The following is a 25348-nucleotide window of genomic DNA, read 5'->3' as shown; positions in this document are numbered from 1 at the left end:
TTCGACCAACGCCAGCGCGGACGCGGCATCCACCAGCACCGCCACCAAACCGCCCGAACCCAACCCAGCAAGCTCAGCCGAGCCTCCCGACGCGGGAGACCCGGCCGAGGTAGTCGAGCCCGGCGGCGCGGTGGACCCGACGGTTGTGTTCGATTGAGTCGAGGTACGCGGGGCATGAGGCTCGGGCTCAGACGCTTGCTTTCGCGTCGCTGAGCTCAACGCAGAACTGCCGTCCGACAGCCACGAACGGGCCTGCTCCCGCGCTTCCGCCCACCACGCAGGAACGTCCGACGCGTCTTCCGGTGAGGCCGACCCGCCGGATGAGGATGGCGCAGACGCAGAGCGACCGGCACACGATCCCTGCACAACACACCTCCTCAATCGAAACTCTGTTTGAATAATGCCAGAGATCGTTAATATTTACCATTGCTTTAGAACACAATTTCTACAGCGTCGCCGCCATGAAATATCTGGACATTTGGAGCCTGCTATTGGAGAACTCCACCAACCGACGTGCAACCGTTCACGAGAATCCCTCCGACGCGTGCGGGCATCCGGCATGCCGGCGGCGTCACCGCCGTCAAAGACTCATGCGATCAGAGACGATGACCCGCACACTTGCAAACCACTGCGCAACGCCACACCCTCGGGCCGGCCCAGGTCGGAGGCATGGCGACAGGGGGGCAGAGCGGGACGGGCGATTAGCCGCGGCCGAATATGAATACGTTCTCCGGCGGGTACGCGGATCAACTCGATAAGGAACGCACATATCACTCCCCGGGAGTGACCATGCCTGATCACAAGAACCGGGATCAGCGGGACATCCCACTCGCCGACCGGCGCAAAGATCAGCGTGCCGACGCCTACCCCCACGTGCCACCGTTCCTCCGACGCATCGCCTCTCCCCCAACCCGCGCGCCCCACCCCAAACCCGCGCGCCGCTCCGAAAACCCCTCCGAAGCCCTCCTGGACCGCCGTGATCGGGGATACATCTTCAAGTGCCGTCTTGACGACGTATGCGGAAAAGGAGACCCTTACGGCGACAAATCAAGACAGAGGCGACGGTGTGCAGGAACCTGGTGCGATTCCAGGACGGTCCCGCCACTGTGACCGGGAAGTGCCTCCCCCTCATGACCACGGCTTACACAGCGGGCAGGTCGGGAGGCACGTCGACCCGGGAGTCAGGAGACTGACCCGTTGTCCTCCATCATCGGGGCGCGTGAACCCCGAGAGGAGAAATTCAGTGGCCAACGTCGCCGTACCTTCGCGTCAGCCTGTTCCGCTCCGCATCCCGGTACGCGAGATCGTTCCCTGGGCGATCTTCGCCGCCGCGCTCGGCCTCGTCCTGCTCTACTTCGTCGGCGCCGAGCAGGGAGCCACGTCGATCATCAGCGGCCATGCGGTACACGAGTTCGTCCACGACGGGCGGCATCTGCTCGGATTCCCCTGCCACTGACGGCGGGGCGAGTCCTTCATGATGCGTTCCCTGTTGATCCGCGGCATGCTCGTCGGGCTCGCCGCCGCGGTCTTGGCGTACGTCGTCGCGTGGTTCCTCGGCGAACCGCAGGTCGCGCTGGCCATCTCGTTCGAGGAGGCCAGGGCGGCCGCGGGCGGCGAGGGGCATGAGGCGGAGGTGTTCAGCCGAACCGTCCAGGAGACGGCGGGCCTGATCACGGCTCTGGTCGTGTACGGCGTGGCCTTCGGCGGGCTGTTCTCGATCGCCTTCGCCTTCGCGCACGGCCGGATCGGCGCGTTCGGCCCGCGGACGACGGCGGCGCTGGTGGCCCTGGTCGGGTTCGCCGCCGTCTATGTGGTGCCATACCTGAAATATCCGCCTAATCCTCCAGCGGTGGGCAGCGAAGACACCATCGGCTCCCGTACGACGCTGTATTTCACGATGATCCTGCTGAGCCTGCTCACAACCGCCTTGGCGGTCTACACGGGCCGCCTGCTGGCGCCACGGCTGGGCGCCTGGAACGCCACGCTCGCGGCGGTGGGCGCCTTCGTCGTCGTCATCACGGTCGTCTTCGTGGTGATGCCGGGGATCGACGAGGTCCCTGCGGACTTCTCCGCGACGGTGTTGTGGCGGTTCCGGCTGGCGTCGCTGGCCATCCAGTTCACGGTGTGGGCGACGCTGGGGCTGCTGTTCGGCGCGCTGGCCGAGCGTGTCCTCAACGGCCGCAGGGCGGCCGAGACCCCCACGTCCGTCGGAGTCTGAGAGGGGACAGGCCTACCGCCGGGGCGCCGCACCCGGCCGTTCGGTCTGTCCCTGCTCCGATTTGGCCAGGAAGGGCGATCGCCCAAGCACGATGATGCCCGCGACCAGGGCGACGAGGCCCGCGACTTCGCCCGCCAGGGCACCGGGGTCGACGCGAAGGTGCTCGCTGAAGATCACGACCCCCAGGACGATCCCGGTGATCGGCTCGGCCGCCGTGGTGGCGGGCAGGGAGATCCGCAACGGTGCGGCGTCGAACGCGCTCTGGTTGAGCAGGATGCCGCTCAGAGCGATGACGATCAGCAGGTACGGCTGCCACGTCGCGATGAGCGCCCCCCACCCTCTGTCGAGGGTGAGCAGCGACCCCCGGGTCAGCACATCCTGCAGGCCGTACAGGGTGCCGGCGGCGGCGGCCAGCAGCATCGCCTTGGTCTGCAGGCCGGTTCTCAGGGCAGTGAGGACCAGCACCGCCGCCATCACGATGAGGACCAGCACGGCGATCCACACGGGTGAGCCGGCCTCCGGCGCCTGCCCGCCGTGCGGCTCTCCGAACACCAGGAAGACGGCCACGCCCCCGCTGACCAGCACCGCGCCGATCCACTCCGTCAGCCCGATGCGCTCGCCGTACAGCATGGCCGCCCCTTCGAGCGCGAAGATCAGGTTGGTCGCCAGGAGGGGCTCGACCAGGGCCACGTCGGCGTGCCGCAACGCCATCGCGCCGAGGACCTGGCCTCCGACCATGACGGCGACCCCCGCCAGCCAGAGGGGTTTGCGCACCAGGTGCAGCAGCAGGCGCAGGCGGAGCATCTCGCCGAGGGGCTCGGCGTAGGCCACGTGCTGCTGGGCCACGAACCCCAGACCAAGGAGGCACGCGGCCGTGAGCCCGACGAGCACGGTGCTGATCATGGCGGTCTCCGGACCAAGGCGATCACCGGCTGGTCAGGCGACGGCCCTGGAGCGAGATCGCGCCATGATCGACCACCTTTCCTCCCACTGCCCCAACGCACTACCCGGCCAAGCGCAGGTCATCCTTGTCCCGCATTCATGAAAAAGTCATGACTTGCCCTGGAAAAGTCACGCTCACCTGCGCCGCAGGGACTTGTCGGTCAGCGCGGGCTGCACGTGGTAGTTGTCGGCCGGGTTGAGGTCGGTGCCGGGCGGGACGATCTCGTCGATGCGGTCCAGCACGTCGTCTTCCAGCACCACCCCCGCACCGGTCAGCAGGCTGTCGAGGTGCTCCATGGTCCGCGGCCCGATGATCACCGAGGTCACCGCCGGGTGCGACAACACGAATCCGACCGCCAGGTGCGGCAGCGGCAGGCCGGCCTCGTCGGCCAGCTTCGACAGCTCGCCGACGGCCTGGAGCTTGCGCGCGTTCTCCGGCAGCGACGGGTCGAACTTGTGGCGTTCGAAGGCCGTGCGGCCCGTGCCCGCCGTCAGGTCGATGTCGGCCGCCTGCGTGTAGCGCCCGGACAACCAGCCCGCCGACAGGGGCCCCCAGGTCAGCACGCCCATGCCGTACTTCTGCGCCGCGGGCAGCACGGCCGCCTCCACGCCGCGCGCCAGGATCGAGTACGGCGGCTGCTCGGTGCGGAACCGCACATGACCGCGCCGCTCGGCGGCCCACTGCGCCTCGACGATCTGCTCGGCCGGAAACGTGGAGCTGCCCACGGCCCGCACCTTGCCCGCCCTGACCAGGTCGGTCAGCGCGGCAAGGGTTTCGTCGACGTCCGTACGGGGGTCGGGGCGGTGGATCTGGTACAGGTCGACGTGGTCGGTGCCGAGGCGGCGCAGGCTGGCTTCCAGCTGCCGGACGAGCCAGCGCCGCGACGCTCCGCCGTGGTTGTCCTCCTGGCCCGTCTGCAGGCCGGCCTTGGTCGAGAGCACGACCTCGTCGCGCCGGCCTTTGATCGCCTTGCCGACGATCTCCTCCGACTCCCCCGCCGAATAGACGTCGGCGGTGTCGACGAAGTTGATCCCGGCGTCGAGGGCGCGGTTGATGATTCGCACGCCCTCGTCGTGGTCACCGTTGCCGAAGCTGCCGAACATCATCGTGCCGAGCGCGAATTCGCTCACCGAGATGCCGGTGCCGCCAAGGGTTCTGCGCTTCATAGGTGCTGCCTCCAGCGAGGTCGTCTCTCCGATACCGGTACAGCGTCCGTTGCCCGCCCTTGATCGCACCAGGTCCGGCTCAACCTGGGTCTGTCAGAACCACCCCAGCCCCCGGGAGCGCCACATAATGGCAGGTATGGGTCATGCCGCCGATGAGATCACTCCATTCCTCAAGGCGCGGCGCGCCTCGCTGGACGCCACCGCGCTCGGCCTCCCGGACGGGATCGCCCGGCGGAGGGTGCGGGGGCTGCGCCGCGAGGAGGTCGCCCAGCTGGCCGGGATCAGCGTCGACTACTACACCCGTATCGAGCAGGGACGCGCCCCCGCCATCTCCGACGCGGTGATCGACGCGATCGCCCGGGCGCTGCGCCTGAACCGCGACGAGCGCGCCTTCCTGCGCAACATCACACTGCCCCGGCGCCGCGCCGACGGGGAGATCTGCCATGCCGGCGCGGAGCCGCGGCCGCCGGTGCGCCCGCAGATCAGGGAACTACTCGACGCGATGGGCGAGAGCGTCCCCGCCGTCGTGTACGGCCCGGGCATGGACATGCTGGCGTGGAACCGCCTGGGCGGCCGGCTGGCCTTCGACGTCGAGTCCCTGCCGGAGGAGGAGCGCAACACCGCCCGGCTGGTCTTCCTCCACCCCGAGGCCAGGGCGGTGTATCCCGACTGGGAGGACGTCGCGGAGGGTGTCGTCGCGACGCTTCGCTCCGAGATCGGGCAGCGGGTCGGCCAGGCCCGTGTGCAGCGGGTGGTCTGCGATCTGAAGGACGGCAGTGAGGTGTTCCGCCGGATGTGGGAGGCGCAGACCGTCCGGGAGCTCAACCTCGGTGTCAAGCGCATCCGCAACGCGGAGGTGGGCGAGCTCGTGGTGACCTTCGAGTCGTTCCCCCTGCCCACCGACCCCGGTCAGCGGCTGTGCACGTACACGGCCCCGAGCGGCTCGGCGGCCGAGACGAAGCTGCGGGCTTTCGCCGAGAAGATCCTGGACCGCGTGTGACTCCCCTGCCCCTGCTGTCGGTCTCGCTCGGCTACTGGCAGGACCGCCCTCCGGAGGAGGCGCTGGTCACGGCCCGGGCCGCCGACCGGCTGGGATTCGGCGAGTTGTGGATCGGCGAGATGGCGACCTACGACGCGTTCTCCCTGGCCACGGCCGTCGCCGCCGCCACCGGGCACATCTCACTGACCGTCGGCCCGCTGGCGGTCGCCGTCCGCGACCCGATGACCATCGCCCGGGGCGTCGCCTCCGTGGCCGGCCTGACCGGCAGGCGAGTCGGTGTGGCCATCGGCACGTCCAGTCCCGTGGTCGTCGGCGAATGGCACGGGCGCGACCGGACCCGCTCCGGTACGGCCCTGCGGGAGAGCGCCCTTGCCGTACGGCGACTCCTCGACGGTCACAAGACCACGTTCGAGGGCGAAGTGGTGCGCACGCGTGGCTATCACCTGCGGCTGCCCGCCCCCGGCTCCGAGCTCACCGTCGCGGCCTTCGGCCCGTCGGCCGTGCGCACCGCGGCGCGGCACGCCGACCGGATGGTGCTGAACCTCGTCACTCCACGTTCCGCGGCGGACCTCGCCCAGCGGATGCGGGACGAGGCGGAGCGGGCAGGGCGGGATGCGCCGCGGGTGGCCGCCTGGATCAGCGCGGCCGTCGGCCCGTCCGACGCGGCGCTTGAGCAGATCCGCCGGGCCGTGGTGGCATATCTGGCCGCCCCCGGATACGGCGAGATGTTCGCCGAGGCCGGGTTCGGCGAGCTCGTCTCCTTCGCGCGCACCCGGCCGCACCCGCGCGACCTGCTCGCCGCGATCCCCGCCGAACTGGTCGCGTCCGTCGCCCTGGTCGGGGACGGCGACGCCGTGCGCGCCCGCCTGGAGGAGTACGCGGCGGCGGGGGTCGACGAGGTCGCGGTCGTTCCAGCCAGCGTGCCGGAAGATCCGGCCGGCGAGCACACCCTGGCCGCGCTGCGCGAGATGGCCGGCCGGGATCGCTGAGCCAGTTTCACCGGATGGATCACTGGTGCGTGACGAATCTGGAAAGATTCCGATCGCGCCGTACAAGCGGTGATATAGATCGAAAACATTGGAGATGTCCCATGGCGGTTTCTGCCAACCTGGACAAGTTGCTCGACCGGGAGTACGAGGAGTACACCCTGGACAAGCTCGTGGACGCCCCCGTCGCCGCCCTCGCGGGTGTGGGCCCGGCTGCCGCCGAGGCGCTGACCCGGGCGCTCGGCATCGTCACGATCGGCGACCTCGGCCGCAGCCAGCTGTTCCGCTACGCCGCCGCCATCGTCGCGCTCGTCGAGAGCGAGAAGTAAACCGGCAGGAATGAGGGCGTCTCCCTGAGGCGCCCTCATCCCATTTCCGCATCGTCGCCGGGAAGCCGGAGAGTGAAGCAGGCCCCGCCTGAGGGCGATTCGCAGGCCGTGATGGTTCCGTCGTGGGCCAGGGCGACGTCCCTGGCGATGGCCAGCCCCAGCCCGGTGCCTCCGTGGTCGCGGCTGCGTGCGGTGTCCAGCCGGGTGAACCGCTCGAAGATCCGCTCCCGCTCGGCCGCCGGGATCCCCGGCCCGTCGTCCATCACCGTCAACACCGCCGTGGCTCCGTCACGCTTCACGTGGACCTCCACCGAGCGGCGGGCGTGCCGCTGGGCGTTGTCCAGCAAATTGGCCACGACCCGGGCCACCTGAGAGCGCACCACGGTGACGTGCACTCCCGGCTCGGCCGTCACCCGCACCGGCAACCGGTCCAGCCGCCGCGTCACCTGGGCCTCCACCAGGTCCGACAGATCCACCCGCGTGCGCTCGGCCTCTCCGCTCGAGTCCACCCGGGCCAGCAGCAGCAGATCCGCAATGATCGTCTCCAGGCGGTCCACGTCGAACAACGCCTGATCCAGCAGTTCGGGAAGATCGGTTTCTCCCGGATGCATCTGAGCCTCTTCCAGCTCCGTGCGCAGTCCCGCCAGCGGGGTGCGCAACTCGTGGGAGGCATCGGCCACGAACTGCCGCTGGCGCATCAGCACCCGCTCGGTGCCGCGCTTGGCCTCCTCGATCCGGCTCAGCGTGCCGTTGACCGTCCGCGCCAGGCGGGCGATCTCGTCCTGTCCCGAGGGTTCGGGCACCCGGCTGCTGACATCGTCACCGCCGATCGCCGCCAGGTCGGCCCGTATCTCCTCCACCGGCCGCAAGGTGCGCCCGGTGACCTTCCATGTCGCCCATGCCGCCAAGATCGTCAGCACCCCCTCCTGCAGGCCGAAGAACCGGCCGAACTGCTCGAACGGCCCTACGCTGGCCGCCTGACGCCCCGCGTACACCACCGGCGAATCCGCCGCCGGCGTGACCCGCAACGCCGCCACCCGCAGACATCCGGAAAACCGCGGGCAGCTCTTCAGATCCGCCTCTGGAGCGCCGGCCGGGGGATGTACCGAGCTCAGCGGCGGCCAACCCGCCGCTTGCGGCGAGGCGAGCACCACGCGGTTGGCCGCATCGACCACCTGCACGAACGGCACCCCGTCGACCTGCGGACGCGTCGTGTCCGGCAGTTGCCCCGCACGCACCAGAGCCGCCGTGATCCCCGCCTGCTGGCGCACCTCCAGCCAGATCCCGTCCGCGACGGCCTGACGTCCGATCACCGCCTCCGCGATTCCCGTGGGCACCAGCAACAACAGCGCCAGCAACGTCACCAGAGCCGTCAGACGCCCACGAATCGAGCGCGGGGGCATCCGTGACACCCACCCGCGAAGACGCGTCAGCAGACCGCCGGTACCGGCCACGGAGCACCCCCTCACCCACCTGGCGCATACTGTATGCGTCCATATTTCACACTCCGTTGCGGTTTGTCGTTACCGCCAGCCACCATTTCTCATGGAAGCCAGCAGAGCCCCCGGGCGGCCGTGATCAAGAAGCCAGGAGGGTCGCGCCTTCCAGAAGCAGGGCATGAACGAACGCCTGCGGCAGGTTGCCCCGCAGCTGCCGCTGAACCACGTCGTACTCCTCGGTGAACAGCCCGGCGGTGCCGCAGGCCGACCGGACCCGCTCGAAGCACCCCAGGGCCTCGGCCCGGTTGCCCTGCTGGTGCTCGGCGAGCGCCAGCAGGAAGCCGCACAGGGTGAAGGCGCCCTCCGCCTCGCCGAGCGGCCGTTCGTCCGCCCGATAGCGGTAGACGAAGCCCTCGACGGTCAGGCGGTCGCGGACCGCCGCCAAGGTCGCGAGCGTCCGGGGGTCGCCGGCGTCCGGCGTGCCGCGCAGCGGCGGCAGGAGCAACGACGCGTCGACGCGGTCGTCGCCCGGGGCGCGCCGCCAGTGACCGGACGGGTTCAGGCCCGTCCGGGCTGCCGCGTCCAGCAGCGTGGCCGCGAGTGACCGCCGTCGCTCGGCCTCGGCGGGGGTCGCGAGGACTCCGGCGGCCGCGTTCAGCCCGGCCGCGCAGATCAGCCGCGAATGCGTCCAGCGCCGGTCCTCGGTCTCCCAGATTCCGGCGTCCGGCCGTTCCAACCGTTCCGCGATCACCTGGACGGCGGTCCGTACGGCGTGAGCGGTCTCCGGCGGCAACCGGTCCGCCCGGGCCGCCGCGGCGAACAGCAGCAGGGCCTCCCCGAAGACGTCGAGCTGGAACTGGTCGGCGACACGGTTGCCGACGATCATGTGTGATCCCGGGTAACCGGGCAGGGCCAGGCTCTCCTGGCGAGGCACTGGCCCCCCGGCCACGGTGTAGGCGGGCCTGAGCCGGTCCCCGTCCGCCGAGATCCGCTCGCCGACGAACCGCACGGCGGCGTCGAGCAGGTCGAGTCTGCCCCCGTGGACGGCCACCGCCTGGCCGGCGTAGCACTGGTCGCGTATCCACGCGTACCGGTAGTCGTAATTGCGGCCGGCTCCCGCGCGCTCGGGCAGCGACGTGGTGGCGGCCGCCGCCATCCCACCGGAGCCGCTGGTCATGCCGGTCAGCACGGCGTAGGCGAGTTGCGCGTCCCGCGGGGCGATCGTGTCGTCGCACGCGGGCACGTCCGCGTGCCAGGCGTCCTCGGTGGCCTTCCACAGGTCCGGCCCGGTCAGGGGCCCGGTCCGGCGGCGCGAGGACAGTTCGAGCACGAGGTCGTGGTGTGCCCCCGGCTCGAGGTCGAGGCGGAGGGTCAGCCCGTCCTCGGTGGGCACCGCGCCGTCCGCGCCCGCCCAGCGGATGTGCACGTCACCGCTGTGGGCGGTCCACATCCCCCCCTCGTCATACGGCCCGGCCATGGGGTGCCGGCCGAACCCCGCTCTGACGTCGAGCTGAACCTGGACGCGGGCCGCCCCGCGCACGGCGTGGACGCGCCTCAGCAGCACGGCGGAGTCCCGGCCGGCGGGGCGGGCGAGAGCCTGCCTGCATTCGACCAACCCGCCGGAGGTCACCCAGCGACTGCGCCAGATCAGGCTGCGCTCCTCGTAGTAGCCGCCCCAGACCCGCCAGCCGTCCTCGGGACGCAGCCAATAGAGGCCCGGCCCGCCGACCAGCGCGCCGAAGACCGAAGGACACTCCCACGAGGGGAAGCACATCCACGCGAGATCGCCGTCGGGGCCGACCAGCGCCCCGCGCTCCCCGTCGGCGATCATGGCGTATTCACGCAGGGCGTGCGGCCCCGTTCCGTTCATGTCATCACCCCCCGCCCGACGAAGGCCATGGTAGGTCGGCCGATGTGGGGGTAGGCGAACCCGAGGAGCGACGTTTCTGGAGGTAGCGATGGCCTCGAACACAGTTGCCGACCACATTCTCGAACGACTGCGCGAATGGGGAGTGGAGAAGGTCTTCGGGTATCCGGGCGACGGCATCAACGGCCTGCTCGCCGCCTGGGGGCGGGCCGGCGACCGGCCGATGTTCGTGCAGTCCCGGCATGAGGAGATGAGCGCCTTCGAGGCCGTCGGCTACGCCAAGTTCTCCGGCCTCCTCGGCGTCTGCGCGGCCACCTCGGGGCCGGGAGCCATCCACCTGCTCAACGGGCTCTACGACGCCAAGCTCGACCACGTCCCCGTGGTGGCGATCGTCGGCCAGACCAACCGCAGCGCGATGGGCGGCTCCTACCAGCAGGAGGTCGACCTGCTGACGCTGTTCAAGGACGTGGCCGGCGAATACGTGCAGATGGTCACCGTGCCCGAGCAGATCCCCAACGTGCTCGACCGGGCGATCCGCGTGGCGATGGCGGAAAGGGCCCCGACCGCGGTCATCGTGCCTGCCGACGTGCAGGAGCTCGAGTATTCGCCGCCCGGTCACGCGTTCAAGATGGTCCCGTCCAGCCTGGGCGTCGACTGGCCGACCGTCTCCCCCGACGACGCCGGGATCCGCCGCGCCGCGGATCTGCTGAACTCCGGCAAGAAGATCGCGATCCTGGCCGGGGCCGGAGCCCGCGGCGCCCGCGCGGAGCTGGAGGAGGTCGCCGACCTGCTGGGTGCCGGCGTGGCCAAGGCGCTGCTGGGCAAGGACGTGCTGCCCGACGACCTTCCGTACGTGACCGGGTCGATCGGGCTGCTCGGCACACGGCCGAGCTACGAGATGATGAACGGCTGCGACACCCTGCTCACGGTGGGGTCGAGCTTCCCGTACACGCAGTTCATGCCCGAGCTCGATCAGGCGCGGGCCGTGCAGATCGACATCGACCCCCGCATGATCGGCATGCGTTATCCCTACGAGGTGAACCTGGTGGGAGACGCGGCCGCGACCCTCAGGGCCCTCATTCCGTTGCTGAAGCGCAAGGAGGACCGGTCCTGGCGCGAGAAGATCGAGGCGGGTGTGGAGCGGTGGTGGGAGACCATGACCATGGAGGCCATGATCGACGCCGCGCCCATCAACCCGATGCGGCTGTTCCACGAGCTCTCCGACCGCCTTCCCGCCGATGCGATCGTCACGGCGGACTCGGGCTCGGCCGCCAACTGGTACGCGCGCAACCTGCGCTTCCGCGGGGACGTGCGCGGGTCGCTGTCGGGCACTCTGGCGACGATGGGCCCCGGCGTGCCGTACGGGATCGGCGCCAAGTTCGCCCATCCGGACCGCCCCGTGATCGTGTTCGCCGGCGACGGAGCGATGCAGATGAACGGCCTGGCCGAGCTCATCACGATCAAGCACTACTGGCAGGCCTGGCCGGACCCGCGCCTGGTCGTCGCGGTGCTGCACAACAACGACCTCAACCAGGTCACGTGGGAGATGCGGGCGATGCAGGGCGCGCCCAAGTTCCCGGAGTCGCAGACGCTGCCTGACGTCGACTACGCCGCATTCGCCGCCGATCTCGGCTTGAAGGCCCTCACAGTGGATAAACCAGACCAGCTCGGGGCGGCCTGGGACGAGGCGCTGCGAGCCGACCGGCCCACCTTGCTGGACGTGCACGTCGACCCCGACGTGCCGCCCATCCCGCCGCACGCGACCTTCGAGCAGATGAAGGACTCCGCCCAGGCCCTCCTGAAGGGCGACGAGAACCGCTGGGGCGTCATCAGGGAGGGCCTCAAGACGAAGGTGCAGGAGTTCCTGCCGCACGGTCGTCACAGCGGCGACGCATGATCGACGCGCCGGTCGAGTCCGTCACGGCGAGCGCCTACACGGTGCCGGCCGACGCGCCCGAGGCCGACGGGACGCTCGCGTGGGACTCCACGACGCTGGTGGTGGCCGAGGTGCGCGCCGCCGGGGAGCGCGGCATCGGATGGACGTACGGCACTGCCGCGTGCGCGGCGGTCATCTCGGGCCGGCTCGCCGGGGTGGTCCGCGGCCGTTCCGCGCTCGACGTCGCCGGCGCCTGGCAGGCCATGGTGCGTGCCGTGCGCAATGACGGGCGTCCTGGCGTGGCCGGCTACGCGATCTCGGCCGTCGACGTGGCGTTGTGGGACCTCAAGGCGCGGCTGCTCGGCCTGCCGCTGCACCGCCTGCTCGGGGCGGTGCGCGACGAGGTGCCGGTGTACGGCAGCGGCGGCTTCACCTCCTACGACGAGCGCCGGCTCGCCGATCAGCTGTCGCATTGGGCGACCGGCCTGCGGATCCCCCGCGTGAAGATCAAGATCGGCGAGTCGTGGGGCACGCGGGAGACGCGCGACCTGGAGCGCATGAGCCGCGCCCGCGAGATCATTGGCGCCGGCGCCGAGCTCTACGTCGACGCGAACGGCTCCTACACCGCCAAACAGGCAGTCCGGGTGATGCGCGAGGCGGCCGCTCTGGACGTGCGCTGGTTCGAGGAGCCGGTCTCCTCCGACGATCTGCGCGGCCTGGCGGATGTCCGCGCAGCCGTGCTCCCCGACGTGGCGGCCGGCGAATACGGGTGCGACCTGCCGTACTTCCGGCGGATGTGCGAGGCGGGGGCGGTCGACTGCCTGCAGGCGGACGCCTCCCGCTGCGGCGGTATCAGCGAATGGCTGCGGGTCGCGGCCGTCGCCGCCTCCCACGGCCTGCAGGTCTCCGGCCACTGCGCACCCCATCTGCACGCGCACGCCGCCGCGGCCACCCCCAACCTGCGCCACCTGGAGTGGTTCCACGATCATGTGCGTATCGAGTCGATGTTCTTCGACGGCGTGCTCGACCCGGCGGGCGGCACGATCCGCCCGGACGCGCACGCCCCCGGTCACGGCCTGACCATGCGGCGGCGCGACGCCGAGCCGTACCGCGTCGGCTGACCCTCGGCCCGGTCGCGGAGCAGCACCTCAGCGAGGAGTTCGGCGAGATGGACCGGCCGCGCGGCCGTGCCCGACTCGATCTGGGTCCGGCAGGAGAAGCCGTCGGCGAGGATCCTGGTGCCCTCCCCCGCCTGCCGTACGGCGGGCCACAGTCCGAGCTCGGCGATCTGCGCCGATATCTCGTGGTGGCCGCGTTCGAAGCCGAAGTTGCCGGCCAGGCCGCAGCATCCGGCGTCGAGCACCTCGACCTGGACGCCGACCCGCTCCAGAAGCCGGCGATCGGCGTCGAAGCCCCAGAGGGAGTGCTGGTGGCAGTGCGGCTGCGCGATCGCGCGGATGCCCGTGCCGGGCAGCGGCGCCGGGGGCGCCCGGTCGAACAGCACCTCCGACAAGGACTTCGCCCGCTCCGCCAGCAGCCGCACGTTGAGGTCGCCGGACAGCAGTTCCGGACCGTCGGACCGCAGGACGGCCAGGCAGCTGGGCTCCAGCCCGACGACCGGCACGCCTCGCCGCAGCCGGGGGGCGAGGGCGTCCGCCGTCCGGCGCAGCACCCGCTGGGCCACGCCGAGCTGGCCGGTGGAGATCCAGGTGAGGCCGCAGCACAGCGGCACCGGCGGCACCTCGACGCGGAACCCGCAGGCCTCCAGCAGGCGCACGGCCGCCTTGGCCGCCTCGGGGCGGAAGTTGTCGGTGAAGGTGTCGGGCCACAACACGACGGGGTCGCCGGTCGCCGGGGGCCGGCCCTTGAACCAGTCGGTGAAGCGCTCGGGGGCGAATCGCGGCAGCTCACGCCGGCCGTCGACGCCCCCCGCCGCCTTGATCATCCGGCTCAAGCCGGGGGCGTGGGTCAGCGTGTTGACCAGCTGGGGCGCCGCCGAGGCCAGCATGGCCCACAGCGGGAGCCAGCCCATCGAGTAGTGCGCGGCGGGCCGAAGCCGCCACCGGTAGTGGTGGGACAGGAACTCCGCCTTGTAGGTCGCCATGTCCACGTGGACGGGGCATTCGCCCCGGCAGCCCTTGCAGGCGAGGCACAGGTCGAGGGCGTCGCGCACGTCCCCGGACCGCCACCCGTCGGCGATGGTCTCCCCGCGCATCATCTCCATCAGGATGCGGGCCCTGCCCCGGGTGCTGTGCCGTTCCTCGCGGGTGGCGCGGTAGCTGGGGCACATCACCCCGCCGGAGGTCGAACGGCATTTCCCGATGCCGACGCAGCGCGCCGCCGCGTGGGCGAACCGGTGCCCGTCGCGGGGGAAGTCGAAGTGGGTCCGGGGCTCTTCTGGGTGGTAGGTCAGATGGTCGAGGTTCTCGTCCACCCGGTACGGATCGACGATCTTCCCGGGGTTCATCTTCCTGTCCGGATCCCAGATGCGCTTGAACTCGGCGAACACGTCCATGATCTCGTCACCGAACATGATCGGCAGGAGTTCGCCGCGCGCCTGCCCGTCGCCGTGCTCGCCGGACAGCGACCCGCCGTAGGAGGCCACGAGGCGGGCCGCCTCCTCCACGAACCGCCGGTAGGTGGCCACCCCCTGCGGGTCGTCGAGATCGAACGGCGTGCGGGTGTGCACGCACCCCTGCCCGAAATGGCCGTAGAGCGAGCTGTTGCGGTAGCCGAACGAGTGGAGGAGGCCGCGGAAGTCGCGCAGGTAGTCGCCGAGCCGTTCCGGGGGGACGGCCGCGTCCTCCCATCCTTCGTGGGTGTCGGGGTTGTCGGGAGGGTAGGCGGTCGCGCCGAGCCCCGCCTCGCGGACCTTCCACAACCGTTCCTCCTCGGCCGGATCGCCGATGAGGGCGGTGTGCACCCCGTCGACGCCGTCGATCAGCGCGCGTGCCCGTTCGTCGGCCTGCCGCTGGGTGTCGCCCCCGAAGCGCACCATCAGCCACCCCGACCCCTCGGGCAGTTCCCCCAGCGTCTGTTCGTCGGCGAACCGTTCCTCGCGGGCGAGCTTCATCAGTTCATGGTCGAGGCCCTCGACGGCCAGGGGCCGGTGTGCGGTGACCGCCGCCACCGCGTCTCCCGCGGCGGCGATGTCGTCGTAGCCCAGCACGGCCAGCGACTGGTACGGCGGGACGGGGAAGAGCCTGATCTCCGCCCGCAACACGGTGACCAGCGTCGACTCGCTGCCCACCAGTGCCCGGGCCACGTCGAATCCGTTCTCGGGTAGCAGCGAGTCGAGGTTGTAGCCGGAAACCCGGCGGGGGATGTCGGGATATCGGGTGCGGATCAGCGCGAGATGCTCCCCCCGCAGGGCCCGCAGCGCCTGGTAGATCTCCCCCCGCCTGCCGCCGAGCGCGACGATCCGGTCGTATTCCTCGTCGGAGGTCTCCCCCACCCACATGCGCAGCCCGCCGTAGGTGAGCACCTCCAGGCGGATCACCGAGTCGACCATCTTGCCGTACGCCTGTGCGGACGCGCCGCAGGAGTTGTTGCCGATCATCCCGCCGATCGTGCAGGTGTCGTGGGTGGCCGGTTTCGGCCCGACCATCAGCCGCCGGTCGGCGAGCCGGGCGTTGAGGTCGTCCAGGCAGATGCCGGGCTCCACCAGCGCCCGGTCTTCCTCGACCGACAGCAGGCGCGTGCAGTATTTGGACCAGTCGATCACGACTCCGCTGTTGACGCACTGCCCGGCCAGGCTGGTGCCGCCGCCGCGTGAGTGAATCGGCGCCCCGTGCTCATGGCAGACCCGTACGGCCTCGGCCCCCGCGTCCACGGTCCGGGGCACGACGACGACGGCCGGCGTCTGGCGGTAGTTCGACGAGTCGTGGGAGTAGGCGGCCAGAGATCCTTCGTCGATCCGCACCTCGCCGTCCACTCGCGCCGATAGATCGCGATAAAGCGACATGTTGCACGCCTTACCCGGCATACGACCAGGTAAGCGGCGCCCCCTCCGGCCGCACCTTGATCAGGGGTGGCGCCCCGACGGCCGGGAGAAAGATTTGCGGCGGTTTTGCCCGGTTTGGGAGGCGCGAAGGCGGCTCGTTCTGTTAGCTAGGTGCCATCCGGCCTGTTAGCTACGTGCCATCCGGCATGCCGCCGAGCCGCTTCTCGGAGGTTGCGATGGAGCAGCTGAACGTCACGGTGGAGCCATCTGAGCAACAAACTCACGTTCGCCCCCGTGGAGAGATCGACATAGCGACCGCGGAGCACTTCGAGTCGGTGCTCGACGCCTCGCTCCAGCAGTCGGACGCCACCTGCCTCGAAATGGACATGAGCCAGGTCTCGTTCATGGACTGCTCGGGGTTGCGCGTGCTGATCCACGTCAAGGAGAGACTCCGCAAGGAGGGGGGCACCCTCGTCCTGACGGACCTGACCCCCATGATCGGCCGGCTGCTGATGATCGCCGGTTTCGACGACCATATGGAAGAGATCGACGTCGCCCCCGCGCGCGTCCGCCGACCCCTCTAGATCCCCCGAGGGCCATGACTTGGCGGCGAAAAGTGTGTTTCGCGAACATGTCGGGATGATGACGCGGGTTCTACCGTGCGCTGAAAGGACCGTGAGCCAGGTCACACAAGGAGCCCCCCATGGTCTCATCTCCCCCCGCGCGGCCGTCCCGGGCCGTCCTCACCATGCTGGCCGTACTGCTCGCGGCGGCCGGCCTGCTCGCCCCGGCGCTGACCGCCGTGCCCGCGCAGGCGGCCTCACTCGTTCAGGTCAGCTCGTTCGGCGGCAACCCGGGCAATCTCTCCATGTACAGCTACCGTCCCGACGGCCTGCCGAGCGGCCGCCCCCTCGTGGTGCTCCTGCACGGCTGCACCCAGAACGCCAGTGGCTACTTCGCCAACAGCGGCTGGCAGAAGTTCGCCGACCAGTGGAAGTTCGCCCTCGTGCTGCCGCAGACCAGCAGCGCCAACAACTCCACCAGCTGCTTCAACTGGTTCCAGACCGGCGACACCGCCCGGGGCCAGGGTGAGGCCGCCTCGATCCGTGCGATGGTCGCCTACGCGGTCGCCAACTACGGAACCGACCCTTCCCGGGTCTACGTCTCCGGGTTGTCGGCGGGCGGGGCCATGTCGGCGGTCATGCTGGCCACCTACCCCGACGTCTTCGCCGCCGGTTCGATCGGCGCCGGGCTCGCCTACCACTGCGCCACCAGCCTGACCCAGGCGTCCAGCTGCCAGTACAGCGCGACCAGCAAGACGCCGCAGCAGTGGGGCGACCTGGTCCGCGGCGCCTACTCGGGCTACTCGGGCCCGTACCCGCGGGTCGCCATCTGGCAGGGCCAGTCCGACTACACGGTCACCCCCGCCAACGGCACCCAGCTGCGCGACCAGTGGACCAACGTGCGCGGGGTGTCCCAGACGCCCAGCTCCACGCAATCTCTCACCGGCGGCACCTCGCTGAAGGTGTACGGCGACGACGACGTGCGCCTGTACGAGCTCGCCGGAATGGGTCACGGCCTGCCGGTCGACCCGGGCAGCGCTCCCGACCAGTGCGGGGCGACGGCGGCGTATTTCCTCGACAGCATCTGCTCGGCCTACCACGACGCGCGGTTCTTCGGCCTGGACGGCGGAACGCCGCCCACCACCCCCACGCCCACCCCGACCCCGCCCGTGACCCCCACGCCGACCCCGACTCCGACTCCCACGCCGACTCCCACGCCGACCCCGACGCCGCCCGCCACATGCGTGCGGGCGAGCAACTACGCCCACACCACCGCAGGCCGGGCCCACCAGTCGGGCGGCCAGACGTACGCCAACGGCTCCAACGACCCCATGGGCCTGTGGAACACCTTCACCACACACGGGCTCAAGCAGACCGGCCCGAACTACTGGGTCGTCGCCGACGGCGAGTGCTGACGATCGGCGCCTGAACCGCGCCCCGGCCGGATGCCGGCCGGGGCGCTCGTGCGCTCAGCCGCGCGGATTCCAGCTGCTGGTGTCGACGTCGAGACCCAGACGGCCGGCGATGTCGTCCCACTTCACGTACTTGAAGTTCGTCTTCTCCCGCGCCTCGCCCTCAGGGTCGAGCGCCTCGGGGGTGTCGGCGCCGTCGTGGGTGACGAACAGGCCCTTGGGGAACCGGCGGCCGAGCGGCACGTTGACCACCATCGCGCCGTCGCTGGCCTGCACACCGTCGACGCCGTGGTGGTCGCCGACCTGGAACGACCCGATGTAGGCGTTCCTGCCGGACCGGTCGTAGACGGAGAAGGTGTCGTCGCCCTGGCTGGAGGCGATCAGGTACCCGCTGCCGCCCTTGCCGTAATAGATGGTCAAGCCCTCGGCGTCGGCCGACAGGTGGCGTCCGCCGAATCCGGGGTCGGCTCCGGGCACGCACTCCTCTGTGCCGGGGTCGTAGGTGGCGGGCACTCCGAACTCCCGGACGCGGTCGATCAGCGCGGGCGAGCCGGTGAGGTCGCCGGAGATGCGCCAGACGCCGACGTCCTCCTGAGCCGCGTACAGGGTGCCCGTCCGGGCGTCGACGACCATGCCCTCGACCTGGGGCCCGACTCCGGGCTCGTCGCAGGGGGTCCACCGGCCGCCGCCGGGCAGCGGGAAGCTCGACGGCAGGTCGATGGTGCGGATCAGCGTGTACCCGACCTTCCCGTGGGGGGCGTCGGTCAGCTTGAGCAGCGCCAGCCGGGTGGTGTGCCGCCTGCTCACCACGACGTAGGTGCCCGAGGGGCGCTTCCACGCCGCCAGGCCGTAGACCGTCTCGGCCTCGTTCACCTCCTCCTGGGTGGAGTTGAAGATGAACGGCGCGGCGGGATCGGTGATGTCGGTGAGCGGCGCCTGACCGCGGGCCGCCTTCGCCGGGTCGACCCGGTAGACGCGGAGCTTGTCGGATCCGCGGTCGGAGGCGATCAGGATGTCGGACCGTTTGCCGGCGGAGGCGTGGCCGTAGACGACGTCCACGTTGTTCAGCCGTCCCGGCTCGTCGTCCGCACTGGGTGCGGCGGGGGCGGGAATGTGCTGAAGCTGCCTGCCGCCGAGGTCGTAGGCGTACAGGCCGCCCTCTTTCGCGGTGGTGGCGACCACGCTGCTCTCCGGGGAGGCGGGGTGCACCCAGATCGCCGGGTCGTCGCCGTTGGCGTTGCCGCCGGCCTCGTCATCGAAGAGCGCCGGGGTCTCGACGCGGGGCGCCACGGTGGGCAGCGCAGTGGGCAGCGCCTTCGCCACCGACGCCGTCGCCGGGGCGGAGGCGCAGAGCACGCAGATCGTCAGCGCGGCGGGTGCCAGCATGTTCAGGGGACGCATTCGCACTTCTCCTGTCAGGGGGCGTTTCTTGATCCTGTTCAGGTGAGCCGAATAGGGGATGAACCATGCCGGAAATTCCGTACAAGTCGGGGTGACGTGCCGCATGCCCGCGAGCCGGTCCCAGCCGCGTCTGCGGCAGCCTGAATCCACGCCCGCCGGCGATCTGTCCGTGCGAGCATGTGCCGCATGATCGCCGAAGTCTCCGGCCCACAGGCAGCCGACGATCGGAACAGCCGCCCACCGCGACGGTGGGTGAGCGTGCTCGTCTGGCTGGCCGTCGCGCCGTTCGCGGGCTGGGCGGTGTTGCGGACGATCCCCGCCGACGTGGATTTCCGCTGGGTGCAGCTCGTGGGATTCACGCCCTATGTCGCCCCGGCCTCGATCGTCGCGGTGATCACCGCACTCGCGTCGCGCCGCTGGACGGCCCTGGCCGTGAGTCTCATGAGTACGGCCACGCTCGCGGCGCACGTCCTGCCGCGGGCGCTTCCTGCGGGTGGGCACACGACCGGGCCGCCCCTGCGTGTGCTGACGTCCAACCTCCTGAAGGGGTCGGTGCCCGGGCCCGCCCTCATCGACCTCGTACGGAGACTCCGCCCCGACGTGCTGACCCTTCAGGAGCTGACCCCCTCCGCCGCGGCAGAGCTGAAGAGGGACGGGCTGGAGGGGCTGCTGCCGTACAAGGTGGATCGTTCACGGCCAGGGGTCGGCGGCTCCGGGATCTATGCCCGGTTTCCGGTCACTCCTGATGAGGCGATCGAGCTCGGGGGGTTCGGGCAGGCACGGGCGAGCGTGGACGTCCCCGGCGCGGGGCCGGTCGAGATCGTGTCCGTGCATCCCTGCGCTCCCCGCTACGAGAACAGGTTCGCGTGCTGGGCGGAGGGGCTGGCGGCGCTGAGCGGCCGGCCGCGAGCGTCAAGCGTGCTGGCGGGCGATTTCAACGCGACCCTCGATCACGCGCCGACGCGGCGCCTGCTGGCCGAGGGCTACCATGACGCCGCCGACACCATGGGGCAGGGCCTGGCGACGACGTGGCCGTACCAGCCGTGGCACTTCAACGGCTTCGCCATCCCGCCGGTGACGCTCGACCACGTGCTGGCAGGCCCCGGTGTGGGCGTGCGCGCGTTCGGCGTGCACCGGCTGCCCGTCACCGACCACCATGCCGTGTTCGCCGAACTCGTCCTCCCGCCCGCCACCTGAGGTTGAGCCCGCCTACTTCAGCACGATGTCGTCCCGGTGGACACGCGCGTGCCCCCGGGACGACCACCTCCCGGGGGCACGCGGCTCACTTGAAACGGCTTACTTGAAGCGGCGCAGACGCAGGCTGTTGCTCACCACGAAGACACTGGACAACGCCATCGCGCCGCCCGCGATCATCGGGCTGAGCAGCCCGGTGGCGGCCAGCGGCAGGCCGGCCAGGTTGTAGGCGAAGGCCCAGAACAGGTTGCCCTTGATCGTGCGCAACGTCCGGCGCGACAACCTGATCGCGTCGGCCGCGACGCGCAGATCGCCGCGTACCAGCGTCAGGTCAGCGGCCTCGATGGCCACGTCGGTGCCGGTGCCCATGGCCAGGCCGAGGTCGGCCTGAGCGAGCGCGGCCGCGTCGTTGACGCCGTCGCCGACCATCGCCACGACCTTCCCGCGGCTCTGCAGTTCCTTGACGACGGCGACCTTGTCGGCGGGCAGCACCTCGGCGATCACCTCGGTGATGCCGACGTCGGCGGCCACGGACCGGGCGACGGTCTCGTTGTCCCCCGTCAGCAGCACGGGGTCCAGGCCGAGCCTGCGCAGCCGGGAGACCGCTTCGGCCGAGGACGGCTTGACGACGTCGGCGACCGCGAGGATCGCGCGGGCCCTGCCGTCCCAGCCGACCGCGACAGCCGTACGGCCGGCGTCCTGTGCCTCGTGCAAGGCCCGCTCCAGGTCGCCGGGAAGGTGCTGTGACCATTCGGCGAGCAGCCGGGGCCGGCCGACGAGCACGGCATGGCCGTCCACGACGCCCTGGACGCCCAGGCCCTCCACGTTGGTGAAGTCGCCGGGGACGGGCAGGCCACCGACTTCTTCCGCCGCTCCCCTGGCGATCGCCTGGGCGATCGGGTGCTCGGAGCCGCGCTCCAGCGCCCCGGCAAGCCGCAGCACCTCATCGCGGTTCTCCCCTTGGCCGACGACGACCTTGACCAGGGTCATGCGGCCCTCGGTGACGGTGCCGGTCTTGTCCAGGACGATCGTGTCTACCCGGCGGGTCGACTCCAGCGCCTCCGGCCCCTTGATGAGGATGCCGAGTTGTGCGCCCCTGCCCGTACCGACGAGCAGGGCCGTGGGGGTGGCCAGGCCGAGCGCGCAGGGGCAGGCGATGATCAGCACGGCGACCGCCGCCGTGAAGGCCGCCGCCGCTCCCTGGCCGGTGCCGAGCCAGAAGCCCAGCGTGCCGACGGCCAGTGCGATCACAGCGGGCACGAAGACCGCCGAGATCTTGTCGGCGAGCCGTTGCACCTGGGCCTTCCTGGTCTGCGCCTCCTCGACCAGGCGGGCCATCTGCGCGAGCCGGGTGTCCGCGCCGACCCGTGTGGCGCGCACGACCAGCCGGCCGCCCGCGTTCACCGTCGCACCGGTGACCGCCTCGCCGGGCCGCACCTCCACCGGGACGGACTCGCCGGTCAGCATGCTCGCGTCGACGGCAGACGTGCCCTCCTCGACGACGCCGTCAGTGGCGATCTTCTCGCCTGGCCGTACGACGAACAGGTCGCCCACCGCCAGACGGTCGACGGGTACCCGTTCCTCGGCGCCGTCGCGGAGGACCGTCACGTCCTTGGCGCCCATCTCCATCAGCGCGCGCAACGCGGCGCCCGCGCGGCGCTTGGAGCGGGTCTCGAAATAGCGGCCCGCCAGGATGAAGGCGGTCACGCCGGCTGCGGCCTCCAGGTAGATGTTCCCCGACCCATCGCCGCGTGTGGTCGTGAACTCGAAGCCGTGGGTCATGCCGGGCGTGCCCGCCGTCCCGAGGAACAGCGCCCACAACGACCAGCCGAACGCGGCGATCGTGCCCACCGACACCAGGGTGTCCATGGTCGCCGCACCGTGCCGGAGGTTCGTCCACGCCGCCTTGTGCAACGGCCATCCGCCGTAGACCACGATGGGCGCGGCCAGCGTCAGCGACAACCACTGCCAGTAGGTGAACTGCAGAGGCGAAATCATCGCCATCGCGATCACGGGTACGGCCAGCACCAGCGAGATGGTCAGTCTCGTCCGCAACGGCCTGAGGTCGTCTTCCGGCTCCCGCTCCTCCGGTTCGGGCTCGGGCAGCTTGGCCGTGTATCCGGCCTTCTCGACCTCGGCGACCAGGTCCCGGGGGTCGAGCCCCGCGGGGAAGGTCACCTTGGCCTTCTCGGTGGCGTAGTTGACCGCAGCGGTGACCCCGTCGAGCTTGTTCAGCTTGCGCTCGATCCTGGTGGCACAGGACGCGCAGGTCATGCCGCCGATCGCGAGCTCGACCGAGCCGCCGGTGTGCGGCCTGTCGTCGATGACGGACGTCATCGCCTCTCCTTTCCGCGTCATGCCGCCGGTTGCCGGAGTGTTCATGTCAGCCGGCCTTCACGGTGAACGCCGCGGTGCGCACGACTCCCCCGTGCTGGAAGTCGAAGAACAGTCGGTAGTCCCCGCCGCTCGGCACCTCGGCCTCGAAGGTGACCTCGGGTCCGGCCTTGCCCGTCTCGTCCGGGTGGACGTGCAGGTAGGCGAGGTCTCCCGCGCGTAGCGCGACCAGGTGGCCGTAGGCCCCGAGGTAGGGCTCCAGGTCGGTGACGGGCGTGCCGTCCTCGGTGACCGTGAGGGTCAGCCTGCTCGCCGTGCCCGGGGTGAGCGTGCCGGCCAGGCTCACCGTGTAGCCGTCGACGTCAGCGGTACGGCCGGCGGCGGGTAGCGCACGCGGTGTGTACGGGCCGGGGGCGAACAGGTCGGCGCCGAGGGTGAGGCCCGCGTGCCGGTCGGGCGCGAAGTCGGCGAACGCGCGGTACACCCCGGCCTCGGGCAGCGTCAGGGGTGTCGACCAGACGCCCCCGCCCGCCTCCTCGGGATGAAGATGCCGGTAGTCGCCCAGGTCGCGGCTGACGACGATGAGGTGCAGCTTCTTGTCGTGCTCGGTTCGGTAGGCCGTCACCGGCCTGCCGTCCGGTCCGGTCACCGTGAACCGGAACTCGGCCGTCTTACCCGGGATGAGCGTGGTCGTCTGCGGGACGAGCGTGTAACCGTCCTGCGAGGTCTGCAGGCCGCCCGGCACGTGTCCCCCGGCGGGCTCCGCCGTGGCGTGCCCGCCGTCGTGGCCCCCATCGTGCCCGCCGGCGTCGTGTGGGCCCGCGTTCGACCTGCTCGCGGCGGGGGCCGGATCAACGGCGGAGCCGACCCCGAGGGCCACCCCGAAGATGACCACCAGCCCGAGGGCGTACACGCCTAACTTGGCGACGGGGTTCACGGCTGATCCACCACGTCGTAGCCGGCCTCCTGGACGGCTGCCCTGATCACGGTCGCGTCGACCGGGGCGTCGCTGTCCACCGTCACAAGGCCCGTGGCGAGGTCGACCTCGACGCCGGAGACTCCCGGAACTCCGCCGACCTCTTCTTTGACGGAGGCGACGCAGTGGCTGCAGGTCATCCCGGTGACGGTGTAGGTCGCGGTGGTCATGACGAAAACTCCAGTTCTATGTCGATCAGGAACGGACGAGGCGCGCGATGGCGTCGGAGGCTTCCTTGACCTTGGCGTCGGCCTCGGCGCCGCCTTTGGCGACGGCCTCCGCGACACAGTGGGCCAAATGCTCCTCGAGCAGCTCCAGGGCGAAGGCCTGCAGCGCCCTGTTGGCCGCCGACACCTGGGTGAGGATGTCGATGCAGTATTTGTCCTCGTCGACCATGCGCTCCAGGCCGCGGATCTGGCCCTCGACGCGCCTCAGCCGCCGGAGGTGCTCCTCCTTGCTCGCCGTGTATCCCGCCATCTTTCCGCCTCCATCCTTACGATGCGTACCATAACACCATACCCCCCTATGGTATGCCTTCCGTTTCTGGGCAGGGCCGAAGTGCCTGGTCAGCCGGTCAGAGAAAGACGTGCGCCCGCGACCCCTGTTTGGGATCCTCACGCCGGGCAGAGGGGGTGACGTCCGCAACATCGCCTCAGCTCGAAGGAGAGCACGGCATGCAGCCGAACCAGAACCTCTGGACCTACCGCCAGGACCTGTACGGCGACAGGACGCTCGACGTCACCGGTTTCACCGTGGAGGCCACCGACGGCAGGATCGGCTCGGTGGACGAGTCGAACTACGAGGTGGGAGACAGCTACCTCGTCGTCGACACCGGGCCCTGGATCTTCGGCAAGAAGGTGGTCCTGCCGGCGGGCACGGTCACGCGGATCGATCCGCAGGAGGAGAAGGTCTTCGTCTCCAGAACGAAGGAAGAGATCAAGAACGCACCGGAGTTCGAGGACACCGCCTTCAAGGACCCCGCCTACCGCGACCAGCTGGGCGGTTACTACGGCGGTTTCGAGCGCGGCCTGTAAGTGCGGCCCGCGACGCCTTCACGCGTCCCGCCACGTCCTCCGTGGCGGGACGCGCCCATGCCGGGCGGCTCCGGCTAGCGGATCCGGCGTGGGTGGAAGACCCAGGAGCGCAGCAACAGGAAGCGCAGCACGGCCGCGAAGAAGTTGCATCCCAGCAGGGCGCCGACCTCGGCGAGCCAGGAGCCGCCCGGCCGGGCGGCGTTGACGACGGCCAGCCCTCCGGTGCTCGCCGCCAGACCCAGCACGAAGGCCGCCCCGCCTTCGATGTGGTGCCGTACGGCATTGCGCGACCCGCTCACCCCGAACGTGAAACGGCGGTTGGCTGCGGTGTTGACCACCGCGACGAGCAGGTACGAGACGACGTTGGCCGGCACCGGTCCCATGGGCGGGCGCAGCAGCGTGTACAGCACGAGCTGGACGACGGTGCAGACGAGCCCGATGATCACGAAGCTGGGCAGCTGCTCGCGTATGCCCACCTGCCGCACCGTTGGCGGCTCCAGCCGGGTCATCAGCTCCCTCATGCCGACAACGGTCGCGACTCAATGTGGGAGCTGCCTGAATTGTTCCTGAACCCGGGATGAGAAACGCCGCCCGGCCGTCCCAGCGGACCGCCCAAACCGCTCACAGCGTCTTGTACGACCGCCATCTCATTTCATCTCCGATGTCC

22 protein-coding genes and 1 riboswitch are annotated in these 25348 nt (G+C 70.5%); of the genes, 11 read left to right on the top strand and 11 right to left on the bottom strand.

Annotated elements, in window-relative coordinates:
- Positions 1-1047: 1047 nt before the first annotated feature.
- Positions 1048-1212, top strand: a riboswitch (cobalamin riboswitch).
- Between the two features lie 31 nt (positions 1213-1243).
- The gene (locus Pth03_RS35740) at positions 1244-1456 is read left to right on the top strand and encodes a CbtB domain-containing protein (protein ID WP_203948910.1); all 213 of its coding nucleotides are present in this window, start codon (positions 1244-1246) and stop codon (positions 1454-1456) included.
- 18 nt (positions 1457-1474) lie between these two features.
- Positions 1475-2218 carry a CbtA family protein gene (locus Pth03_RS35735; RefSeq protein WP_203948909.1) on the top strand — a complete coding sequence of 248 codons (744 nt, stop codon included), beginning with the start codon at positions 1475-1477 and terminating at the stop codon, positions 2216-2218.
- Between the two features lie 12 nt (positions 2219-2230).
- Here the strand turns inward: Pth03_RS35735 and Pth03_RS35730 are convergent, their stop codons facing one another.
- Together Pth03_RS35730 and Pth03_RS35725 are read right to left on the bottom strand one after the other, a co-directional pair.
- Positions 2231-3121: a DMT family transporter gene (locus Pth03_RS35730; RefSeq protein ID WP_203948908.1), complete on the bottom strand. Its 891-nt coding sequence runs from the start codon at positions 3119-3121 to the stop codon at positions 2231-2233.
- Between the two features lie 174 nt (positions 3122-3295).
- Positions 3296-4327: an aldo/keto reductase gene (locus Pth03_RS35725; RefSeq protein ID WP_203948907.1), complete on the bottom strand. Its 1032-nt coding sequence runs from the start codon at positions 4325-4327 to the stop codon at positions 3296-3298.
- A 136-nt stretch (positions 4328-4463) separates the two neighbouring features.
- On the opposite strand from Pth03_RS35725, the gene Pth03_RS35720 reads away from it, so the two are divergent.
- The 3 genes from Pth03_RS35720 to Pth03_RS35710 all read left to right on the top strand — a co-directional run bounded on the left by Pth03_RS35720 (position 4464) and on the right by Pth03_RS35710 (position 6642).
- The gene (locus Pth03_RS35720) at positions 4464-5327 is read left to right on the top strand and encodes a helix-turn-helix transcriptional regulator (protein WP_203948906.1); all 864 of its coding nucleotides are present in this window, start codon (positions 4464-4466) and stop codon (positions 5325-5327) included.
- Complete coding sequence (locus Pth03_RS35715) at positions 5324-6316, top strand: LLM class F420-dependent oxidoreductase (protein WP_203948905.1); 993 nt, start codon at positions 5324-5326, stop codon at positions 6314-6316. The genes Pth03_RS35720 and Pth03_RS35715 overlap by 4 nt, the downstream gene beginning before the upstream one ends.
- Before the next feature lie 101 nt (positions 6317-6417).
- The gene (locus tag Pth03_RS35710; protein ID WP_203948904.1) at positions 6418-6642 is read left to right on the top strand and encodes a hypothetical protein; all 225 of its coding nucleotides are present in this window, start codon (positions 6418-6420) and stop codon (positions 6640-6642) included.
- A 35-nt stretch (positions 6643-6677) separates the two neighbouring features.
- On the opposite strand, the gene Pth03_RS35705 is transcribed toward Pth03_RS35710, so the two are convergent.
- Both Pth03_RS35705 and Pth03_RS35700 read right to left on the bottom strand, forming a co-directional pair.
- Positions 6678-8045, bottom strand: a complete 1368-nt coding sequence (locus Pth03_RS35705) for a sensor histidine kinase (RefSeq protein ID WP_203948903.1) — start codon at positions 8043-8045, stop codon at positions 6678-6680.
- Between the two features lie 175 nt (positions 8046-8220).
- Positions 8221-9951 (bottom strand): glycoside hydrolase family 15 protein, encoded by a 1731-nt coding sequence (locus tag Pth03_RS35700; RefSeq protein WP_203948902.1) that lies wholly within the window; start codon positions 9949-9951, stop codon positions 8221-8223.
- A gap of 88 nt (positions 9952-10039) precedes the next feature.
- On the opposite strand from Pth03_RS35700, the gene Pth03_RS35695 reads away from it, so the two are divergent.
- Positions 10040-11845 carry a thiamine pyrophosphate-requiring protein gene (locus Pth03_RS35695; protein WP_203948901.1) on the top strand — a complete coding sequence of 602 codons (1806 nt, stop codon included), beginning with the start codon at positions 10040-10042 and terminating at the stop codon, positions 11843-11845.
- Positions 11842-12945: an enolase C-terminal domain-like protein gene (locus tag Pth03_RS35690; protein ID WP_203948900.1), complete on the top strand. Its 1104-nt coding sequence runs from the start codon at positions 11842-11844 to the stop codon at positions 12943-12945. The genes Pth03_RS35695 and Pth03_RS35690 overlap by 4 nt, the downstream gene beginning before the upstream one ends.
- Here Pth03_RS35690 and Pth03_RS35685 read toward each other — a convergent pair.
- Complete coding sequence (locus Pth03_RS35685; RefSeq protein WP_239119616.1) at positions 12894-15788, bottom strand: FAD-binding and (Fe-S)-binding domain-containing protein; 2895 nt, start codon at positions 15786-15788, stop codon at positions 12894-12896. The genes Pth03_RS35690 and Pth03_RS35685 overlap by 52 nt on opposite strands.
- A gap of 215 nt (positions 15789-16003) precedes the next feature.
- On the opposite strand from Pth03_RS35685, the gene Pth03_RS35680 reads away from it, so the two are divergent.
- Positions 16004-16351, top strand: a complete 348-nt coding sequence (locus Pth03_RS35680; protein WP_203948898.1) for an STAS domain-containing protein — start codon at positions 16004-16006, stop codon at positions 16349-16351.
- A 119-nt stretch (positions 16352-16470) separates the two neighbouring features.
- The gene (locus Pth03_RS35675) at positions 16471-17745 is read left to right on the top strand and encodes an extracellular catalytic domain type 1 short-chain-length polyhydroxyalkanoate depolymerase (RefSeq protein ID WP_203948897.1); all 1275 of its coding nucleotides are present in this window, start codon (positions 16471-16473) and stop codon (positions 17743-17745) included.
- A 54-nt stretch (positions 17746-17799) separates the two neighbouring features.
- Here the strand turns inward: Pth03_RS35675 and Pth03_RS35670 are convergent, their stop codons facing one another.
- Positions 17800-19143, bottom strand: a complete 1344-nt coding sequence (locus Pth03_RS35670) for a phytase (protein WP_203948896.1) — start codon at positions 19141-19143, stop codon at positions 17800-17802.
- A gap of 186 nt (positions 19144-19329) precedes the next feature.
- Here Pth03_RS35670 and Pth03_RS35665 point away from each other — a divergent pair, with 186 nt between their 5' ends.
- Positions 19330-20340, top strand: a complete 1011-nt coding sequence (locus tag Pth03_RS35665) for an endonuclease/exonuclease/phosphatase family protein (protein ID WP_203948895.1) — start codon at positions 19330-19332, stop codon at positions 20338-20340.
- 99 nt (positions 20341-20439) lie between these two features.
- Here Pth03_RS35665 and Pth03_RS35660 read toward each other — a convergent pair whose 3' ends face one another.
- The 4 genes from Pth03_RS35660 to Pth03_RS35645 are packed head-to-tail and all read right to left on the bottom strand — an operon-like array spanning position 20440 to position 24124.
- Positions 20440-22674: a heavy metal translocating P-type ATPase gene (locus tag Pth03_RS35660; RefSeq protein ID WP_203948894.1), complete on the bottom strand. Its 2235-nt coding sequence runs from the start codon at positions 22672-22674 to the stop codon at positions 20440-20442.
- Positions 22675-22720: 46 nt separating this feature from the next.
- Positions 22721-23608, bottom strand: coding sequence for a DUF8832 domain-containing protein (locus Pth03_RS35655; protein WP_203948893.1), 888 nt, complete (start codon positions 23606-23608; stop codon positions 22721-22723).
- A complete protein-coding gene (locus Pth03_RS35650) occupies positions 23605-23817 on the bottom strand; it encodes a heavy-metal-associated domain-containing protein (protein WP_203948892.1) in 213 nt (70 codons plus the stop codon). The genes Pth03_RS35655 and Pth03_RS35650 overlap by 4 nt, the downstream gene beginning before the upstream one ends.
- Positions 23818-23842: 25 nt before the next feature.
- A complete protein-coding gene (locus Pth03_RS35645) occupies positions 23843-24124 on the bottom strand; it encodes a metal-sensitive transcriptional regulator (protein ID WP_203948891.1) in 282 nt (93 codons plus the stop codon).
- Between the two features lie 197 nt (positions 24125-24321).
- On the opposite strand from Pth03_RS35645, the gene Pth03_RS35640 reads away from it, so the two are divergent.
- On the top strand, positions 24322-24681 hold the full coding sequence (locus Pth03_RS35640; RefSeq protein WP_203948890.1) for a PRC-barrel domain containing protein: 360 nt from the start codon (positions 24322-24324) through the stop codon (positions 24679-24681).
- Between the two features lie 74 nt (positions 24682-24755).
- On the opposite strand, the gene Pth03_RS35635 is transcribed toward Pth03_RS35640, so the two are convergent.
- The gene (locus tag Pth03_RS35635; RefSeq protein ID WP_203948889.1) at positions 24756-25202 is read right to left on the bottom strand and encodes a GtrA family protein; all 447 of its coding nucleotides are present in this window, start codon (positions 25200-25202) and stop codon (positions 24756-24758) included.
- Between the last annotated feature and the right edge of the window lie 146 nt (positions 25203-25348).

The sequence above is a fragment of the Planotetraspora thailandica genome (assembly GCF_016863335.1).
Classification (GTDB): domain Bacteria; phylum Actinomycetota; class Actinomycetes; order Streptosporangiales; family Streptosporangiaceae; genus Planotetraspora; species Planotetraspora thailandica.
This window is presented reverse-complemented; position numbering and strand designations above follow the sequence as displayed.

Coding starts and splice junctions, on each gene's coding strand:
- Pth03_RS35735 (WP_203948909.1), top strand. CDS start 1,475: ATGATGCGTTCCCTGTTGATCCGCGGCATGCTCGTCGGGCTCGCCGCC.
- Pth03_RS35730 (WP_203948908.1), bottom strand. CDS start 3,121: ATGATCAGCACCGTGCTCGTCGGGCTCACGGCCGCGTGCCTCCTTGGT.
- Pth03_RS35725 (WP_203948907.1), bottom strand. CDS start 4,327: ATGAAGCGCAGAACCCTTGGCGGCACCGGCATCTCGGTGAGCGAATTC.
- Pth03_RS35720 (WP_203948906.1), top strand. CDS start 4,464: ATGGGTCATGCCGCCGATGAGATCACTCCATTCCTCAAGGCGCGGCGC.
- Pth03_RS35710 (WP_203948904.1), top strand. CDS start 6,418: ATGGCGGTTTCTGCCAACCTGGACAAGTTGCTCGACCGGGAGTACGAG.
- Pth03_RS35705 (WP_203948903.1), bottom strand. CDS start 8,045: ATGCCCCCGCGCTCGATTCGTGGGCGTCTGACGGCTCTGGTGACGTTG.
- Pth03_RS35700 (WP_203948902.1), bottom strand. CDS start 9,951: ATGAACGGAACGGGGCCGCACGCCCTGCGTGAATACGCCATGATCGCC.
- Pth03_RS35695 (WP_203948901.1), top strand. CDS start 10,040: ATGGCCTCGAACACAGTTGCCGACCACATTCTCGAACGACTGCGCGAA.
- Pth03_RS35690 (WP_203948900.1), top strand. CDS start 11,842: ATGATCGACGCGCCGGTCGAGTCCGTCACGGCGAGCGCCTACACGGTG.
- Pth03_RS35685 (WP_239119616.1), bottom strand. CDS start 15,788: ATGTCGCTTTATCGCGATCTATCGGCGCGAGTGGACGGCGAGGTGCGG.
- Pth03_RS35680 (WP_203948898.1), top strand. CDS start 16,004: ATGGAGCAGCTGAACGTCACGGTGGAGCCATCTGAGCAACAAACTCAC.
- Pth03_RS35675 (WP_203948897.1), top strand. CDS start 16,471: ATGGTCTCATCTCCCCCCGCGCGGCCGTCCCGGGCCGTCCTCACCATG.
- Pth03_RS35670 (WP_203948896.1), bottom strand. CDS start 19,143: ATGCGTCCCCTGAACATGCTGGCACCCGCCGCGCTGACGATCTGCGTG.
- Pth03_RS35665 (WP_203948895.1), top strand. CDS start 19,330: ATGATCGCCGAAGTCTCCGGCCCACAGGCAGCCGACGATCGGAACAGC.
- Pth03_RS35660 (WP_203948894.1), bottom strand. CDS start 22,674: ATGACGTCCGTCATCGACGACAGGCCGCACACCGGCGGCTCGGTCGAG.
- Pth03_RS35650 (WP_203948892.1), bottom strand. CDS start 23,817: ATGACCACCGCGACCTACACCGTCACCGGGATGACCTGCAGCCACTGC.
- Pth03_RS35645 (WP_203948891.1), bottom strand. CDS start 24,124: ATGGCGGGATACACGGCGAGCAAGGAGGAGCACCTCCGGCGGCTGAGG.
- Pth03_RS35640 (WP_203948890.1), top strand. CDS start 24,322: ATGCAGCCGAACCAGAACCTCTGGACCTACCGCCAGGACCTGTACGGC.
- Pth03_RS35635 (WP_203948889.1), bottom strand. CDS start 25,202: ATGAGGGAGCTGATGACCCGGCTGGAGCCGCCAACGGTGCGGCAGGTG.